The sequence below is a fragment of the Streptosporangium sp. NBC_01639 genome (genome assembly GCF_045209755.1).
GTDB lineage: Bacteria > Actinomycetota > Actinomycetes > Streptosporangiales > Streptosporangiaceae > Streptosporangium.
Window position 1 is genome coordinate 6,097,169 of the sequence record NZ_CP109272.1, and the last position, 16,385, is coordinate 6,113,553.

Annotated in this window: 15 protein-coding genes; 10 read left to right on the forward strand and 5 right to left on the reverse strand. The window is 69.2% G+C overall.

The genetic code is table 11. The features are described 5' to 3' along the window. The first annotated feature begins 25 nt into the window (after positions 1–25). From OHA77_RS27885 to gatB, 3 genes are read left to right on the forward strand one after another with little or no spacing between them, the layout of a single operon-like run. Entirely contained in the window at positions 26–1,114 is a 1,089-nt protein-coding gene (locus tag OHA77_RS27885; RefSeq protein ID WP_326825226.1) for an AAA family ATPase, read from the forward strand. Next, the gene (locus OHA77_RS27890) at positions 1,111–1,689 is read left to right on the forward strand and encodes a hypothetical protein (protein WP_406312397.1); all 579 of its coding nucleotides are present in this window, start codon (positions 1,111–1,113) and stop codon (positions 1,687–1,689) included. The genes OHA77_RS27885 and OHA77_RS27890 overlap by 4 nt, the downstream gene beginning before the upstream one ends. Before the next feature lie 17 nt (positions 1,690–1,706). Then, complete coding sequence (gene gatB, locus OHA77_RS27895) at positions 1,707–3,194, forward strand: Asp-tRNA(Asn)/Glu-tRNA(Gln) amidotransferase subunit GatB (RefSeq protein WP_326826915.1); 1,488 nt, start codon at positions 1,707–1,709, stop codon at positions 3,192–3,194. Between the two features lie 120 nt (positions 3,195–3,314). Here the strand turns inward: gatB and OHA77_RS27900 are convergent, their stop codons facing one another. From OHA77_RS27900 to OHA77_RS27910, 3 genes are read right to left on the reverse strand one after another with little or no spacing between them, the layout of a single operon-like run. Continuing rightward, complete coding sequence (locus tag OHA77_RS27900; RefSeq protein ID WP_406312398.1) at positions 3,315–4,838, reverse strand: tripartite tricarboxylate transporter permease; 1,524 nt, start codon at positions 4,836–4,838, stop codon at positions 3,315–3,317. Then, entirely contained in the window at positions 4,839–5,375 is a 537-nt protein-coding gene (locus OHA77_RS27905; protein WP_406312399.1) for a tripartite tricarboxylate transporter TctB family protein, read from the reverse strand. It abuts the gene before it with no gap. Continuing rightward, a complete protein-coding gene (locus tag OHA77_RS27910) occupies positions 5,375–6,340 on the reverse strand; it encodes a Bug family tripartite tricarboxylate transporter substrate binding protein (RefSeq protein WP_406312400.1) in 966 nt (321 codons plus the stop codon). The genes OHA77_RS27905 and OHA77_RS27910 overlap by 1 nt, the downstream gene beginning before the upstream one ends. A gap of 181 nt (positions 6,341–6,521) precedes the next feature. On the opposite strand from OHA77_RS27910, the gene OHA77_RS27915 reads away from it, so the two are divergent. The 3 genes from OHA77_RS27915 (at position 6,522) to OHA77_RS27925 (ending at position 10,987) form a co-directional block, all read left to right on the forward strand. Beyond that, entirely contained in the window at positions 6,522–8,165 is a 1,644-nt protein-coding gene (locus tag OHA77_RS27915) for a sensor histidine kinase (RefSeq protein ID WP_326825221.1), read from the forward strand. Next, positions 8,162–8,833: a response regulator gene (locus tag OHA77_RS27920; protein ID WP_406312401.1), complete on the forward strand. Its 672-nt coding sequence runs from the start codon at positions 8,162–8,164 to the stop codon at positions 8,831–8,833. Before OHA77_RS27915 ends, OHA77_RS27920 begins: the two co-directional genes overlap by 4 nt. An 87-nt stretch (positions 8,834–8,920) precedes the next feature. Further along, a complete protein-coding gene (locus OHA77_RS27925; RefSeq protein WP_406312402.1) occupies positions 8,921–10,987 on the forward strand; it encodes a VanW family protein in 2,067 nt (688 codons plus the stop codon). Between the two features lie 522 nt (positions 10,988–11,509). Here OHA77_RS27925 and OHA77_RS27930 read toward each other — a convergent pair. Further along, entirely contained in the window at positions 11,510–12,361 is an 852-nt protein-coding gene (locus OHA77_RS27930) for a glycerophosphodiester phosphodiesterase family protein (protein ID WP_406312403.1), read from the reverse strand. Between the two features lie 270 nt (positions 12,362–12,631). Between OHA77_RS27930 and OHA77_RS27935 the strand changes: the two genes are divergently transcribed. From OHA77_RS27935 to OHA77_RS27945, 3 genes are read left to right on the forward strand one after another with little or no spacing between them, the layout of a single operon-like run. Next, positions 12,632–13,708, forward strand: coding sequence for a sigma-70 family RNA polymerase sigma factor (locus tag OHA77_RS27935; protein WP_406312404.1), 1,077 nt, complete (start codon positions 12,632–12,634; stop codon positions 13,706–13,708). After that, the gene (locus OHA77_RS27940) at positions 13,705–13,971 is read left to right on the forward strand and encodes a hypothetical protein (protein WP_406312405.1); all 267 of its coding nucleotides are present in this window, start codon (positions 13,705–13,707) and stop codon (positions 13,969–13,971) included. Before OHA77_RS27935 ends, OHA77_RS27940 begins: the two co-directional genes overlap by 4 nt. 50 nt (positions 13,972–14,021) lie before the next feature. Then, the gene (locus OHA77_RS27945) at positions 14,022–14,255 is read left to right on the forward strand and encodes a hypothetical protein (RefSeq protein WP_406311808.1); all 234 of its coding nucleotides are present in this window, start codon (positions 14,022–14,024) and stop codon (positions 14,253–14,255) included. Here the strand turns inward: OHA77_RS27945 and OHA77_RS27950 are convergent, their stop codons facing one another. Continuing rightward, entirely contained in the window at positions 14,256–15,374 is a 1,119-nt protein-coding gene (locus tag OHA77_RS27950; RefSeq protein WP_406311807.1) for an IS630 family transposase, read from the reverse strand. It lies immediately after the preceding gene. A gap of 139 nt (positions 15,375–15,513) precedes the next feature. Here OHA77_RS27950 and OHA77_RS27955 point away from each other — a divergent pair, with 139 nt between their 5' ends. After that, on the forward strand, positions 15,514–16,350 hold the full coding sequence (locus OHA77_RS27955; RefSeq protein ID WP_406312406.1) for an alpha/beta fold hydrolase: 837 nt from the start codon (positions 15,514–15,516) through the stop codon (positions 16,348–16,350). Positions 16,351–16,385 lie beyond the last annotated feature (35 nt).

Here is a 16,385-nt window from a genome sequence, read left to right on the forward strand (position 1 = left end):
CAGGGCGACAGGGGGGAAAGGCGGCATGATCACTCGGATCGAGATCGACGGGTTCAAGTCCTTCTTGAACTTCGGCCTCGACGTGCCGCCCTTCCTCGCGCTGGTCGGTCCCAACTCCAGCGGCAAGTCGAACCTGTTCGACGCCGTCACGTTCGTCGCGGACGAGATCGCCGGCTCCGGCGGGCTGCTCGACGCGCGCAGAGGCCTGCCCGGGGAGCAGTTCCACCGGGTGGCGCGGGGAGCCCCGATCCCCGGGTTCGTCGTCTCCGTGGAGGCCCTGGTCTCCCCGGAGCCCGGCGCGCTGCTGCCGATCCGGTTCGACGTGGGCGCGGAGATGGTGCTCAGGATTCCCAGGTCCAGCGGGCCCGTGGTCAGCCATGCGGTCCAACCGCTCCCGGAGGAGCTGCTGGAGCTCATCGTCGAGGATCCGGAACCGGAGATCACGCCTCGCCGTACGGTCCAGTCGTGGCGCCGTTACGTCCCGTCGCCGGCCGCTATGCGCCGCCGGTGCTCCCCGGCCGACCGCGGCCCGCTCGCGGCGGACGGCGCCAACCTCGCCGCGGTGCTCGGGCGGATGGCGGGATCGGCGGCGCTGGTCGATCTCCGGGTCGACCTCGCCGGGGTGCTTCCCGACGTGGTCGAGCTGCTGCCCCGCGTCGACCGTGAGGAGTGCTCCTTCGAACTGGTCGTCGACGGTCAGGGGAAGGTGCCGGCCGCGCTGCTGTCGGACGGGACCCTGCGGACCCTCGGACTGCTCGCCGCCCTGCACGATCCGGATCACCCGGGCACCCTCCTGGTGGAGGAGATCGAGAACAGCGTGCACCCGGGCAGCCTCGGCGAGCTGATCCGCCGGATCCGGCAGCGCGTCGTCGAGCCCGGTGGCGTGAAACCGTTCCGGCAGGTGATCCTCACCAGCCACTCTCCGGTGGTGGTCGCCGAGATCTACCAGACCGATCCCGACGCGCTGACCTTCCTGGACACCGCGGTCCGCGTCGACCCCGACAACGACCGGGTCTCACGGGTGACCGTCGCCAAGCCCATCCTGCCGGACGGCGAGCCGGGCACGTTCGTCTCACCCCGGCAAGTACGCAAATACCTGGGCGCGGCTGCATGAGCCGTCCGCTGGTCCCGGGTCTGGTCGCGGAGGGGGAGGCCGACGAGGGCTTCCTCGGCATCGTCATCTCCCGGCAGCTCCGCGAGCTCACCTGGATGTCGCCCTACGCGGTCGACGTCGAGGCGACGGAGGTCGTCTCGTGCGACCGGGAGCACATGGTCACGGCGCTGGAGGAGCTCGCGGCGGACTGCCATCTGCTCTTCACCCACGACGACCTGCGGGAGCGCGGAAAAGTGGGCGGCAAGGCGGACGGGGTCCGCTACCACTCGCACTACCTGGTCCCGGTGATCGGGCTGGGGGAGACCGAGGCCTGGCTGCTCGCCGACCGCGGGGTGTGGGCCGGTCTGGAGGGGAGCGAGCTCGGCCTGCTGCCCGCCCGCCCCCGTGACGTCGAGCGGATCACCGACCCGGCCGGAATCCTGGCCGCCACCGTTCCGCAGCGGGGAAAGCCGATCCGCGACTACTTCGAATACATAGGACGGAACATCGATCTCGCGGTCTTGGCCCAGGTGCCCGCGTACGCCGACTGGGTCGCCGAGACGAGGAACGCACTGAAGGGACTTGGTTACCTGTGAGCACCACCAACACGCTCATGCCGTACGACGAGGCGCTGGAGCGCTTCGAGCCCGTGCTCGGCCTGGAGACGCATGTCGAGCTGGGTACGGCGTCGAAGATGTTCTGCGGCTGCCCGACGACGTTCGGCGCCCCGCCGAACACCCACGTCTGCCCGGTCTGCCTGGCCCTGCCCGGCGCGTTGCCGACGGCCAACGTCGCGGCGATCGAGTCGACGATCCGGATCGGCCTGGCGCTCAACTGCTCGATCGCCGAGTGGTGCCGCTTCGCCCGGAAGAACTACTTCTATCCGGACATGCCGAAGAACTACCAGATCAGCCAGTACGACGAGCCGCTCTGCTTCGACGGCTACCTTGACGTCGAGGTGGACGGCCGGACGGTGCGGATCGAGATCGAGCGGGTCCACCTGGAGGAGGACACCGGCAAGTCCACCCACATGGGTGGCGCGACCGGCCGCATCCACGGCGCCGACTACTCGATCGTCGACTACAACCGCGCGGGCATCCCGCTGGTGGAGATCGTCACCAAGCCGATCCCGGGGACCGACCGGCTCGCTCCCGAGATCGCCCGTGCCTACGGCACCGAGCTGCGCGAGGTCATGCGCGGCCTCGGCGTCTCGGACGTGCGCATGGAGGAGGGCTCCATGCGGTTCGATGTGAACGTCTCCCTCATGCCGCGTGGCTCCTCCGAATGGGGCACCCGCACCGAGACCAAGAACGTCAACTCGCTGCGCAGCGTCGAGCGCTCGGTCCGCGGCGAGATCGAGCGCCAGGCCGCGATCCTGGCGGGCGGTGGCCGGATCTTCCAGGAGACCCGCCACTTCCACGAGAACACCGGCACCACCACCTCGGGCCGCTCCAAGGAGGAGGCGCAGGACTACCGCTACTTCCCCGAGCCCGACCTGGTGCCGATCGCTCCCGACACCGCGTGGGTGGCCTCGCTCAAGGCGGCCCTGCCGGAGCTGCCGAGCGTCCGGCGCAAGCGGCTCCAGCAGGAGTGGGGCGTCTCCGACCTCGACATGGAGGCCATGCACAACGCCGACGCCATCGGCCTGGTCGAGGCGACCGTCGCCGCCGGGGCCCCGCCCGCGGACGCCCGCAAGTGGTGGATGGGCGAGCTGGCCCGCCGGGCCAACGAGGCCGCGGTCCCGCTCAGCGAGCTGCGGATCACCCCGGACCAGATCGCCCGGGTGTGCGCGATGGTCGCCGGGGGAGCACTGAACGACAAGCTGGCCCGCCAGGTGCTGGAGGGCGTGCTGAACGGCGAGGGCTCCCCGGACGAGGTGGTGGCCGCGCGCGGTCTGCAGATCGTCAACGACGAGGGCGAGCTGACGGCGATCATCGACCAGGTCCTGGCTGAGAACGCCGCGGCGGCCGAGAAGGTCCGCAGCGGCAAGATCGCCGCAGTCGGTGCGCTGGTGGGCGGTGTCATGAAGGCCAGCCGGGGCAAGGCCGACGCCGGCCGGGCGCGTGAGCTGCTGCTGGAGAAGCTCGGCGTCTCCGAGTAGTCCGACGGGTCGCGGGGTGAGCGGTCACGCCGCCGCCGGGCCGGCCCTCTGCGACGTGACGCCTGCCCGCCGGTGTCTCCCTTCCTGGAAAGGCGTCCTTTCCAGGAAGGGAGAACGGTCCTACTCCCCGGATTCCCGTCCCGAGGTGGTGACACGCGACGGACGCGTGAACAGCCTCCTGGCCGCCGGGGCCAGCAGCACCAGAACGGAGACCACCAGCAGCGCCACCGCGATCGGGCTCCGCACCAGCACGGTCACGTCGCCCGCGCCGATCGCCAGGGCCCTGCGGAGCTGGATCTCGGCCATCGGACCAAGGATCATGCCGATCACGGCCGGCGCCACCGGAAGCCCGAAGCGGCGCATCGCGAAGCCCAGCATGCCCAGGATGTAGAGGATGACCAGCTCCACCCAGGAGGAGTTGAGCGCGTAGACGCCCAGGGCGGCGAACAGCACGATGCCCGCGTAGAGGTAGGGGCGGGGGATGTTCAGCACCCGCGCCCAGAGCGGGGCCAGCGGCAGGTTGAGTACCAGCAGCATGACGTTGCCGACGAACAGCGAGGCGACCATGCCCCAGACCAGTGCCGGGTTGTGGTCGAACAGCTGCGGGCCGGGCTGCAGGCCGTACTGCTGGAATGCCGCCAGCAGGATCGCAGCCGTCGCCGACGTGGGCAGGCCCAGGGTGAGCAGCGGGACGAGGGTGCCCGCGGCCGACGCGTTGTTGGCTGCCTCGGGACCGGCGACGCCTTCGATGGCGCCCTTGCCGTACTCCTCTCGGGCCACTCCCCGGGCCAGGCGCTTCTCGATCGAGTACGACAGGAAAGTGGGGATCTCCGCTCCGCCGCCCGGCAGCGCCCCGAACGGGAAGCCGAGGGCGGTGCCGCGCAGCCAGGGCCGCCAGGACCGCGACCAGTCGGAGCGGCCGAGGAAGGCCCGGCCGACGGGGATGACCTCCGGTGTGCCGTGCCGCAGCCGGGAGGCCACGTAGAGCACCTCACCCAGCGCGAACAGGCCGACCGCGACGATCACGATGTCGATGCCGTCGAGCAACTGCGGAATGCCCAGGGTCAGCCGCGCCTGCCCCGTCTGCTGGTCGATGCCGATCAACCCGATGACCAGGCCGATTCCCAGTGAGGCCAGCCCGCGCACGACCGAGCGAGACAGCACCGACGAGACCGCGGTGAAGGCCAGTACGGCCAGCGCGAAGTAGTCCTCGGGGCCGAACGAGATCGCGAAGTCCACCACCAGCGGGGCCGCGACGACCAGCAGCCCGGTGGCGATCGTGCCCGCGACGAAGGAGCCGATCGCGGCGGTGGCCAGCGCCTGGGCGGCCCGCCCCCGCTTGGCCATCTGGTTGCCCTCCAGCGCGGTGATCATCGAGGAGCTCTCACCGGGCGTGTTGAGCAGGATCGAGGTGGTCGACCCGCCGTACATGCCGCCGTAGTAGATCCCGGCGAACATGATGAACGCGCTGGCCGGGGGGACGGTGAAGGTGATCGGCAGCAGCAGGGCCACGGTCATGGCCGGGCCGATGCCGGGCAGTACGCCGACCAGCGTGCCGAGGGTGACGCCGACCAGCGCGTAGAGCAGGTTGACCGGGGTCAGCGCGGTCGTGAACCCGTCCATCAGGAGCTGGAACGACTCCATCTAGATCACCCCCGCCAGCAGCCCGGCGGGCAGCGTCACGCCCAGTCCCTTGACGAACGCCAGGTAGGTGACGGTGGACAGCACGATCGCGATCACCCCCGCGTGCAGGCGCCGGGTAGCCCCGAGCACCAGCGAGAGGCCGAAGAAGAGCAGTGCGCCCGCGATGATCCAGCCGAGCAGGTCCAGCAGCCCGGCGAAGGCCAGGAAGATCACGCTCACCAGCGCGACCGTCCGCCAGTCCGCCCGCGCGCCGGCGTCGGCGTCCTCGCTCTCCTCGGGCTCACCGCGTCCGCCCCGGACCACGTCGATCGCATAGAACAGCCCGATCAGCAGCAGCGCGGAACCGACGATGACCGGGAAGAACCGGGGACCCAGCCCCAGCGCGGAGCCCGCGGCGTGGACGTCGGCGGTCCCCACGATCACGAACACGCCCAGTCCGAGGACGGTCAGCGCCAGGGCGAGCTCCGGCCGCCGCCATGAGTACGCCGGACCGGCGCCACCGTCGGTGGCGCCGGTCGGCTCTTCGGTGGAGTCCATCAGGAGACGAGTCCCATTTCCGCGATGATGGTCTTGACCTTGGTCTGCTCGGCCGCGAGGTAGTCGGCGAACTCCTGGCCGGTCTGGAAGGAGTCGATCCAGCCGTTCTTGGCCACCGCGTCCTTCCACGCCTGCGAGTCGTGCATCCTGGTGACCAGGTCGGTCAGGTTCTTCTTGGCGGTGTCATCCAGGCCGGGCGGGGCCACGAACCCACGCCAGTTGGCCAGTTCGACGTCCAGACCCGCCTCCTTCAGGGTGGGCGCGTCCACGCTGTCGACCCGGGCGGGCGAGCTCACACCGAGCGCCCGGAGCTTGCCGGACTTCACGTGTTCGGCGAACTCGCCGATTCCGGAGATCCCCAGCGCGACCTTGTTGCCCAGCAGCGCGTTGAGGGCCTCACCGCCACCCGAGTGGGCGATGTAGTTGACCCGCCCGGGATCGATCCCGGCGGCCTTGGCCATCAGACCCGCCACGATGTGGTCGGTGCCCCCGGCCGACCCGCCCGCGATCGCGATCTTCGCCGGATCGGCCTTCCACGCCGCCACCAGATCGGCCAGCGTCCTGTACGGCGAGGCCGCCGGGACCACGACGATCTCGTACTCCTCGGTGAGCTTCGCGACAGGCGTGGTCTCGGCCAGGGTGACCTTCGACTTGTTCTGCTCCACCGCGCCCACCATCACCAGGCCCATGGTCATCAGCAGGTTGCCGTTGCCCTTCGCGGCGGCGAGCTGGGCCAGGCCGATGGTTCCGCCCGCACCGGGGACGTTGTAGACCTCCACCGTGCGGGACGGGTCGGCCGACTTGAAGGCCTGCTCCGCCGTACGGGAGGTCTGGTCCCAGCCTCCGCCGGGCGACGCCGGAGCCATGATTTTCAGCGTGCCGACGCCCGAGCCCGAGCCCGAGCCGCACGCGGTGAGAGCGGCGAGGGACAGGGCCGCCAGGGCGGCGAGTCTCCGAAGGCGCATGGTCAACTCCAAACAACGGAAAGAAAAGCGTGGTGAGGATGCTGGGCGCCGCAGGCAGCCGTGTCGATCCTTTGTGAGGTTGCCGTCGTATCGGTCGTATTGGTCACGTCGGCCACGGCCACCGCGACCCCGCCGTTACCTCCGGCTGCTTTCATGAGCAGCCTGACCTGGGAGTTCACTTGTGCGACGGATACTCAACGCCTCCCTCGGCACCCAGCTGTTCGTGCTGCAGACGGTGATCGTGTTTCTCGCGGTGGGAGGTACGGCGGGCGTCTGGGTAGAGCACACCCGCAGCCAGCTCGACCGGCAGTACCAGCAGCGCGCGCTGGCGATCGCCGAGTCCGTCGCGGGACTGCCCCAGGTCCGCGAGGCCTTCGCGCAGACCCGTCCCGAGCGGATCCTGCAGCCGATCGCGGTGGGAGTGCAGGCGGCCACCGGCGCCGACTACGTGGTGATCGCCAATCGGGACCAGATCCGCTACGCCCATCCCAACACGGCCCTGATCGGCAAACGGCTGTCCACCGACGGTTCGGAGATCCTTGCCGGCGGCCACACCTGGACCGGCATCCAGACGGGCACCCTCGGCCGCTCCGTCCGCGGCAAGGCCCCGATCTTCGGTCCTTCCGGTCAGGTCATCGGCCTGGCCTCGGTCGGCGTGCTCCAGGACACCGTCGCCGACGAGCTCGGCTCGGCGCTGCCGCCGCTGCTGTGGACCGTGCTCGCCGTACTGCTCGCCGGCTCCGCGGCCACCGGGCTGATCGCCCGGCGGGTCCGTCGCCAGACCTTCGGACTGGAGCCCCGGGAGATCGCGGCCCTGCTCGAACAGCGCGAAGGGGTGCTGCACGGGGTGAAGGAGGGGGTGCTCGCCCTCGACCTCCAGGGCAGGGTGACGCTGATCAACGACGCGGCCCGCGACCTGATCGGGCTGTCCGTCCACGACGTCGGCCGGGGCCTGCACGAGATACCCCTGTCGGAACGGATGCGGGACGTGCTGGACGGTGTCGACGCGGGTGACGACCGGGTGGTGCTCCACCGCGACCGCGTGCTGGTGCTCAACCGCACCCCGGTGGCGGTCCGCGAGCAGCGACGCGGCTGGGTGGTCACCCTGCGCGACCGCACCGAGCTGGTCGAGCTCGCGCGTGAGCTCGACCGGGCCAGTAGCACGACCGACGCGCTGCGCGCCCAGGCCCATGAGTTCGCCAACCGGATGCACACCGTGGTCGGGCTGCTGGAGCTCGGCGAGCACGAGACCGCCGTCAACTACATCACCCAGACCTCCGAGGCATACGGCCGGCACGCGTCCGGCATCCGGGAGAAGGTCGCCGACCCGACACTGGCCGCGCTGCTGCTGGCCAAGTCCGCCGAAGCGGCCGAGCGGGGCGCCTCCCTGGTGCTCGCCGAAGACGCCCGGGTGGAGGAGGACACGCTCGGCGACCCCCGCGACGCCGTACTGGTGGTCGGCAACCTGGTCGCCAACGCCCTCGACGCGCTCCAGGGGATCGGGGGCACGGTCGAGGTCTCGGTCCGCACCGAGGCCGACGGCCTGCATGTCCGGGTCGGTGACTCCGGGCCGGGGATCACCCCGGGCCTGGCCGAGGAGGTGTTCCGTGAGGGGTTCACCACCAAGGTCGCTCATGCGGGTCCGCGCGGACTCGGCCTGGCCCTGACCCGTCAGACATGTGCGCGCAGGGGCGGCTGGGTGCGGGTGCACAACGCGGACGGCGCCGTCTTCACGGCCCTGCTGCCCCGGCGCGACGACGCCGGGCCGGGCGGCGCGACGGACGGGGCGCGAGAAGAACCGGCTTCCACGGGGAGGCCGGAGTGATCCGCGTACTCGTCGTGGACGACGACTTCATGGTGGCCCGGATCCACAGCGGCTACGTGGCCCGGGTGCCCGGGTTCACCGTGGTCAACGCCGTGCACACCGGTGGGGCGGCGGTCGCCGCCGTGGCCGAGCACCGGCCCGACCTGGTGCTCCTCGACATCTACCTGCCGGACATGTCCGGCCTTGATGTGCTCACGACGCTCAGGGGCGTCTCCCACCCGGTGGACGTCCTGGTGATCACCGCCGCGCGTGACGTCGCCACGGTCCGCGCGGCCATGCGCGGCGGCGCGGTCAACTACCTGATCAAACCGTTCACCGCCGGCGCGCTCACCGAACGCCTGGAACAGTACGCCGACACCCGCAGGCGATTCGCCGCGATCGGCTCCACGATCGGCCAGGACGAGGTGGACCGGGTTTTCGGCAACGCCAGAGGAGGGCCGCCACCGCTCCCCAAAGGGCTGTCGGCCACCACCTGCGGCCTGGTCGCCGACGCGCTCAGAGAGACCGGCACCGACCTGTCGGCCGCCGAGGCGGCGGCGCTCACCGGCCTCTCCCGGGTCAGCGCCCGCCGCTACCTGGAATATCTCTGCGCGACGGGCCAGGCCGAACTCCGGCCGAAGTACGGCACGGCGGGCCGACCCGAACACCGCTACCGGTGGACGGGCTGATTCGTTACTGCTTTTCGGTTCTTGACTGATGAACGTGGTTTAGGGTTAACAAAGGTAAAAACTGCGGAGCAGGAGGAGACGGAGGCCGTGCGGAACGCCGGAGCGTCGATAGACCCACCGACGGACCCGTTCGCGGCGGTTCCCCTTCCTTCACGCCCGGTCCGGCCGGGCGCCCGCGATCCCAACGCATCTCCCGGTGAGCAGTCCAAGGGGGGCTCGCGACTCCCCCCGGGAGTCTCGCCCGACATCTTCGGCTCCTCCGGGCCGGGTCAGCCCGCGGCACCCTCCGGTTTCGGCCGGCTCGGCGGTTCCGCCCAGGGCCCGGCCGGACTGCCGCCCGCGGCATCCCCGCCCCAGCCGTGGCAGATGGCCGCCCCGCCGGAGCGATCCTCGCAGCATGACGAACTCCTGTCCGCGTCCGGCGGTCCCCAGCAGCCCGACCTGTCACGCTTCGAGGAGCCTCCCCCTCGCCGGGGACGCAGGTTTCTCCTCGTCGTCACCGTCCTGCTCCTGCTGGCCGGCCTCGCCTATGCCATACCGGCGATCGTCATGTCCGGCAAGATGCTGCCCGGCACCCGGGTCCACGGCGTCGACATCGGCGGGCTGACCGCGACCGAGGCTGCGGACAGGCTCCGGGATCGGCTGCCGGGTAAAGCCGGCAAGGAGATGACCCTCCTGGCCGCGGGCCGGAAATACTCCCTCGATCCCGAGGACGCCGGCCTGGAGTTCGACGTCGTCGCCACCATCGGTCAGGCGTCCAGCGGCTTCCCCTCCCCGACGGACGTCTGGCGGGCGTTGACCGGCACCACCGAGCTGTCCCCTCAGATCTCCGTCGACTCCGGGCGCATGGACGACACCGTCACGGCCCTCGCCAAGAAGATCGACCTCAAGGTCCGCGAAGGCGAGGTCACCTTCAAGGACACCAAGCCGGTCGCGGTCTCCCCTCGTGACGGCCGCGAGCTGGAGCAGACGGCCACAGCCGAGGTCCTCAGGAAGGCCTTCCTCGGCACCGGTGCCGAGGTCCAGCTGCCGGTTTCGGTGATCAAGCCCAAGGTGACGGAGGAGACGGTCGAAAAGGCCGCCGACGACGCCGCCGAGGCTCTGTCCGGCCCGGTCACCCTGACCTCCGACGGCCGGCAGGTCCAACTCCCGGTGGAGACCCTCGCCGCCCACCTGTCCTTCGAGGCCGAAAGTGCCGGCACCATGGTCCCGGTGTTCGACGCCAAGAACGCGCTCGCGACCGTGGAGAGCAAGCTCGTCGACCCCGCTCAGGCGCCTCGGGAACCCACCTTCCAGATCGTCGGCGTCACGCCGGAGCTGATCCCCGGCCGTCCCGGCAAGGGTGTCAACGCAGAGAAGCTCGCCGACGCCGTGAGCCGGATGGTCGCCGAGGGAGGCAACCGGACGATCCCGGTCGCCCTCACGAACGTCAAGCCCCGCGTCTCCGACGCCGAGGCGCGCAAGCTCGGGATCAAGGAGAAGATCAGCGAGTTCACCACGACGTACGACTGCTGCGTGCCCCGGGCGACCAACATCCGTACGATCGCCAAGCTCCTCGACGGATACCTGGTCAAGCCCGGCGAGACCTTCTCCCTCAACGACGTGATCGGTCAGCGTGACACGGCCCGCGGCTTCGTCCCGGCCCCCATGATCCAGGGCGGCCGGCTGATGGACTCGGTGGGTGGCGGCATCTCCCAGTACGTCACCACCATGTACAACGCGGTCTTCTTCGGTGGACTCGAGGATGTCCAGCACGTGGCTCACGAGTTCTACATCTCGCGCTACCCGGCCGGCCGGGAGTCCACGGTCTCCTGGCCTGAGCCGGACTTCCGATGGAAGAACGACTCCAAGTACGGCGTGCTGGTGAAGACCTCCTCCACGGCCACCTCGGTCACGGTCGCCTTCTGGAGCACCAAGCGCTACGACATTGAATCGATCTCCTCCCAGCGTTACGACATCACCCCGTTCGAGAACGCCACCGACAGCGGTCCGTCCTGCATCGCGATGACCGGCCAGCAGGGGTTCACGATCGATGTGACCCGGATCTTCAAGCAGGACGGCAAAGAGGTCAAGCGGGAGACGAAGAAGACCGTCTACAAGCCCGAGAGCAATCTCACATGCACCTCCACGTCGGGTCCCGCTCAGGACGAGTGACTTCCGGCTTGGCTGTTCACGCTGTTCCGGGGTTTTCCGTTCGCGCTGCGGTGGGTGTTCTCTTGCGCTGCGGGGTTCACTGGCTGCGGGGTGTTTCCGGGGGTGGGTGGCCGTATGCGCTGCGGTGGGTGGGTGTTCGGTTTTCGCCGTGCGCGCTGCGGTGGGTGGGTGTTCCGGCCGGCCGTCGCAGTCACCGTCCGGTGTTTCAGGCCTCCGGCCTGACGGGCGCGCTGGTTACGGTTTTTTATAAGCCGGCCGGAACACCCACCCACCTCCGCGCCAGGCTGCCTCGCCGTACGGCGTGCGGACCGTAGCCGCTCGCTTTCCGGCCGCCCATGGATCTCGCTGACGCTGAAGCAATCCGTACGGGACCGTTCGGGCCGGTCGCCGTAGCTGACGCGTTCCTCTCCGACCAGTGCAGGGCCGAGCACCGCAGAGACAGGAATCCGGCCGGTGCCAGGGCTGAGCACCGCCGGAATCCGAGCGGTGCCAGGGTCGGGGCGCCCGATGAGGGGGCGTGTCCTATCCGCACTTTCCTGTCAGCCATTTGCGGTAGTCGTCGGTGTAGGTCGTGGCCACGCGCTTGGGTCCCTGGTTGAGGACCTGCTGCCACTTGGAGACGTTCCCCGTCCACGCGGAGGGCGGCTCTTCCCACGCGAGGGCGTCTGTCCACGTGGGTCTGTTGTGGAGTACGGCTGAGAGGCCCTGGGCGCTGGCACGGTTCTGGAGTTCGGTCCAGATGGCGGCGTCGTGCGAGTAGATCATGATTTCCTGAGATCCGTACCTTTCCTTGATCGGGCTGAGGACCTCCGACCAGGCGCGGGATTTGATCGCAGGATCACTGTTGAACAGGGACTGCCTGGCCTCCGGTTTGAGCTCAAGGAGGGCGATCATGTTCTTGGACTTCGCGGAGTCCAGCCATTCCCGGAGCGTGTAAACGGTCTCGCCGACGTACACACCCCTGTTGATGTGCCGCCCCTGAAGCTTGTCGCTGCCTGTGGCCCACCAGATCTCGGTGATGGGTCTCTTCACCCCGTCCAGACCCCAGGTCGAGGTGTTGTGCCACATCACCGCCTTGGTGCCGTCCCTGGTGAGCTGCACATCGGCCTCCACCCCGGCGGCGCCCCAGCTCTTCTGCTGCTGGATGCCGGTCGGGTGGTTGGGCTGTCGGACCTTGTCCCGATTCCAGGTGTCCGAACCTTTGGCCCCGCTGGGATAGCCGCCATGGCCGAAGATCTGAGGGCAGGCGGGCAGGGCCGCGGCGGGTGAGGCGGGAACGAGAGCCGCGAGTACGCCGACGGCGAGTGCGGCGAGCGAGCCCTGAACGGAGGATCGCCGGAAGCCTCCGGCTGATGAGATGACGGAGATCGTCACGGGTCGCAGCCTTTCGATCTTCGCAATTTGGATCACCTTCTCAGAAGGCCCTCAATACCGACAAGAGTCTCCGTGTCACCTTTTGGGTGGGCGCTACGGTCTCTGAGGCTGTGGGCGATTCGATTCCTTGGCTCTCAATGCCGACAAGAGTCTCTGTGTCACCTTTTGGGTGGGCGCTACGGCCTCTGAGGCTGTGGGCGATCCGATTCCTTCTGGTGGTGGTGGCCGTCTTATGGTCGTTGGCACGTTTCGGTGCAGGTGGAGGTAGCCGTGGTCGAGGACCGAGGCAGTGATGGTCGGGTGGAGGACGAGGCGGTGCTGAGTGCCGCTGTGGCCGGTGACGAGGGGGCCTTCGGAGCGCTTGTCGAGCCTTTGCGGTGGGAACTACGGGTGCACTGCTACCGGATGCTCGGCTCCTACGACGATGCGGAGGACATCGTTCAGGAGACGTTCCTGCGGGCGTGGCGTCGCCGGGAGACCTATGAGGGGCGGTCGACGTTCCGGGCCTGGCTGTACAAGATCGCGACGAACGCATGCCTGGACATGATCGACCGGAACAAGCGGCGGGCAGCCCCTTACCAGGTTCCGCCGCTGGTCGATTCGGGCGCGCCGGTGCGGCCGCCCGCTGACGTGTCGTGGTTGCAGCCGGTCCCGGATCGGCTGTTGGGGCCGGTCGTCGACAATGCCGAGGGGCCGGAGTCGGCGGCGGTCGCACGGGAGACGATCGAGCTCGCTTTCCTGGTGGCGATCCAGCACCTGCCTGCCCGGCAGCGGGCCGTGTTGATCACCAGGGATGTGCTGGGCTGGTCGGCCGCCGAGACGGCCGCGCTGCTGGACACCAGCCTGGCATCGGTGAAGAGCGCGTTGCAGCGGGCACGGGCGACGCTGAAGCAGCATCTTCCGCAGCGGCGCGAGGACTGGGCGCCGCCGGCCGAGCCGAGCGCGGACGAGCGCGCGCTGTTGCGACGCTATGTCCAGGCGCACCAGCGAGCCGATCTGGGCGCGCTCACCGGCATGCTCGCCGAGGACGTACAGATGACGATGCCACCGCACCCGGCGTGGCTGGTCGGGCGGAGTGCGCTGCTGACTCTTACCGGACAGGTTTTCGATACCGGCTCGAAGTGGTCGCACGGCCGCTGGCGCAGCGTCGTCACCGGCGCGAATCTGCAGCCCGCGGTGGCGCACTACGTCGAACACCCCACAGCGGACGAGACCCAGCACCTGGCCGGACAGTTCCGCGGCCAGGTGCTGGATGTGCTGCGGATCGATGGTGGCCGGATCACTGCGATCACGTCGTTTGAACCGCGCTACTTCGCCGCGTTCGGCCTACCCCTGGTCCTGTCATGAGCGCCGGGTTCCGGCGGCGCGAGGTGGTCTTGGCCTGCGGTGAGGTCCGCGGCTACGACGTGGCTGCCTGGCACGACGCGATCGTCTGGGTGCAGGGCGGGGAAGTCGAACTCGAGACGATCGACGGCACCTGGCATCGCTTCGGCGTCGGCGCGGTGCTGTGTCTGGCAGGCCTGCCACTGCGCGTGCTGCGGAGCCCGGGACCGGGGCCGGTCACCCTGGTCGCGATAAGTCGTGACAGGGCCGATTCCTTCTCCGGCTAGTGCCGTGACCGCTATGGTTCGCCGGGTTGAGACGGAGGACCGTGGTGTTTGTGGAGATCGTCTTCGTGGGGCTGCCGATCGACCGTGATGAGGTCGAGGAGGCATTGGAAGCGGCGTTCGAGCTCGACGGCGAGATCACGGGCGCGGGCAGCGGCATGGGTCGTTGCCATCTTGACCTTGAGATCGCGGAGGGCTCGGACGCGACCGCGGTCCTGGAGCGGCTCTGGGCTGTGCTGTCTGAACTGGGAGTCGCGGACCACGCGACCTTGGATGTCAGCGAGTGATCAGGCTGCCATCTGCGCTCGTCCGCCCCAGCGGACGCCCTTCTCGCTGCGGACACGGGCGCGTTCGCGGCGTTCGGCCGCCAGGACATCTCGATGGCGGGCGTTGGCGTTGCGCCAGCGCAGGTAGGCGTGCAGAGCCCGGGTCTGGACCGTGTGGTTGGGGTGGTTGGAGTTGGCGATGGTGAACTGCCGCAGCGGCCCGAAGTGCGCCTCGATCGGATTTGCCCAGGACGCGTAGGTCGGTGTGAAGCACAGTTCGACCTGGTGCTTTTTGGCCCAGGCGCGGATCTTCTCGCCCTTGTGCGCGGACAGGTTGTCCAAGATCACGTAGATGGGGGCGCCGTCTGGGCGGACCGCCCGGATCGACCTGAGGGCGGCCAGCGTGTTGCCGGCGCCCTTCTTTCGCCGGTTGATGCCCCAGAGCGTGTCGTCACCGACCGAGTAGCAGCCGTGGAAGTACCGGACCCCGTGGGTGCGGTGGTAGGTCGCGGGGTGCCGTTCAGGGTGCCCGGCAGCTGCCCACCCCGAGCCGCCGGTCGGCCGGATTCCCAGCGGACCGAACTCGTCGAACGCGAAAACGCGGTCGGGGAAGCGGTCCAGGACGTGCTCGATCCGGTCGAGCTTGGTGTCACGGTCTGGGTCGGGCGACTCCTTCCAGGTCTTCGTGCGCTGGAAGGTGACGCCGCGGCGGGCCAGCAGGCACCGTAACGCCTCGCGGCCGATCCGGATGACGCGGCCATGGACCCGGTGCAGGTAAATGACGAGCTTGCGGATGGACCAGCGGGTGAAGGGCTGGCCGAGCTTGGTCGGGCGGGTGGTGGCCGTCGCGACGACGAAGTCCTCGTCGTCAGGAGTGAGCTGGCGGGGACGGCCTCCCGCCCAGCGAGGGTCCAGACAGGCCAGGCCGATCTTGTTGAACCGGTGGATCACGTCGCGGACGGTGTCCTCGTCCGCCTGCACCAGCTGGGCGATGACCGGGACGCGGTTCCCGCCGGCCGAGGCCAGCAGCATCATCGCCCGCCGGTAGCGAACCGAACTGGTGCTACCCCGGCGCACGATCTGCTGCAGCTTCTGCCCTTCCTGGTCGGTCAGTCTGCGCACACGGACAGGCTCGGCCACCGCACCTCCACGGGTCGGATCGGACGTCACCGCACATCCAACCGCCCCGACCACCAACCCGGCGAACCAATCCGGTCACAGCACTAGGCGCCGTCATAGAGCAAAGAACGCGACATAACGCCCAGAACGGAGAACAATCATGTCTACGACCAGCGAAAAGGCGGTCACGGTGAACGCGTCAGTCATCTCCAGGGACGGAACCGAGATCACGTTCGAGCGGCTCGGTGCCGGTCCTGCGGTCATCCTCGTGTCCTCGGCACTGGCTGACCGCTCCGACGCCCGTAAGCTGGCCGGCCTGCTCGCCGAGCACTTCACTGTGATCAATTACGACCGGCGTGGCCGGGGCACCAGCGGCGACGCCGCCGGTTACGCGACCGAACGCGAGGTCGAGGACATCGCAGCGTTGATCGACCATGTCGGGGGTTCGGCGTCGGTGTTCGGGAGTTCGTCAGGGGCGGTGCTGGCGTTGCGTGCTGCGGCGGCCGGGCTCACCATCGAGAGACTGGCGCTCTACGAGCCGCCGTTCGTGATCAGCGACGACGGTTTCGGCCCGCCCAAGGACTATGCCCGGCATCTCGACGCGCTGCTGGCGGCCGACCGGCGCGGCGACGCGGTCACATACTTCATGACCAAGGCCCAGGGCATGCCCGCATTCATGGTGACCATGATGCGGCTGATGCCGGGCGTGTGGTCGAACCTCAAGGCACTGGCGCACACGCTGCCCTACGACGCCGCGGTGATGGGCGAGACCCAGCAGGGCAAGCCGCTGGAGGCAGACCGCTGGTCGGCCGCGAAAGCGCACGCCCTGGTGCTGACCGGAGGCAAGAGCCCGGCCGGATTCCACAACGCCGCACGAGCACTCGCCGACATCCTGCCCGATGCCGAACTCCGTACCCTGCCCGGCCTCAACCACGGCGCCGTGGTTATGGCCCCTAAAAAGCTCGTGCCCGTACTAGTGGAATTTCTGCGCGGCTGAGCCGGGCATCGGTTCCTTGCACCGGTCGGACTCCT

Bases quoted from the DNA above. Each gene is read 5' to 3' on its own strand.
- OHA77_RS27885 (WP_326825226.1), top strand. From the start codon at position 26: ATGATCACTCGGATCGAGATCGACGGGTTCAAGTCCTTCTTGAACTTC.
- OHA77_RS27890 (WP_406312397.1), top strand. From the start codon at position 1,111: ATGAGCCGTCCGCTGGTCCCGGGTCTGGTCGCGGAGGGGGAGGCCGAC.
- gatB (WP_326826915.1), top strand. From the start codon at position 1,707: ATGCCGTACGACGAGGCGCTGGAGCGCTTCGAGCCCGTGCTCGGCCTG.
- OHA77_RS27900 (WP_406312398.1), bottom strand. From the start codon at position 4,838: ATGGAGTCGTTCCAGCTCCTGATGGACGGGTTCACGACCGCGCTGACC.
- OHA77_RS27905 (WP_406312399.1), bottom strand. From the start codon at position 5,375: ATGGACTCCACCGAAGAGCCGACCGGCGCCACCGACGGTGGCGCCGGT.
- OHA77_RS27910 (WP_406312400.1), bottom strand. From the start codon at position 6,340: ATGCGCCTTCGGAGACTCGCCGCCCTGGCGGCCCTGTCCCTCGCCGCT.
- OHA77_RS27940 (WP_406312405.1), top strand. From the start codon at position 13,705: ATGAGCGCCGGGTTCCGGCGGCGCGAGGTGGTCTTGGCCTGCGGTGAG.
- OHA77_RS27955 (WP_406312406.1), top strand. From the start codon at position 15,514: ATGTCTACGACCAGCGAAAAGGCGGTCACGGTGAACGCGTCAGTCATC.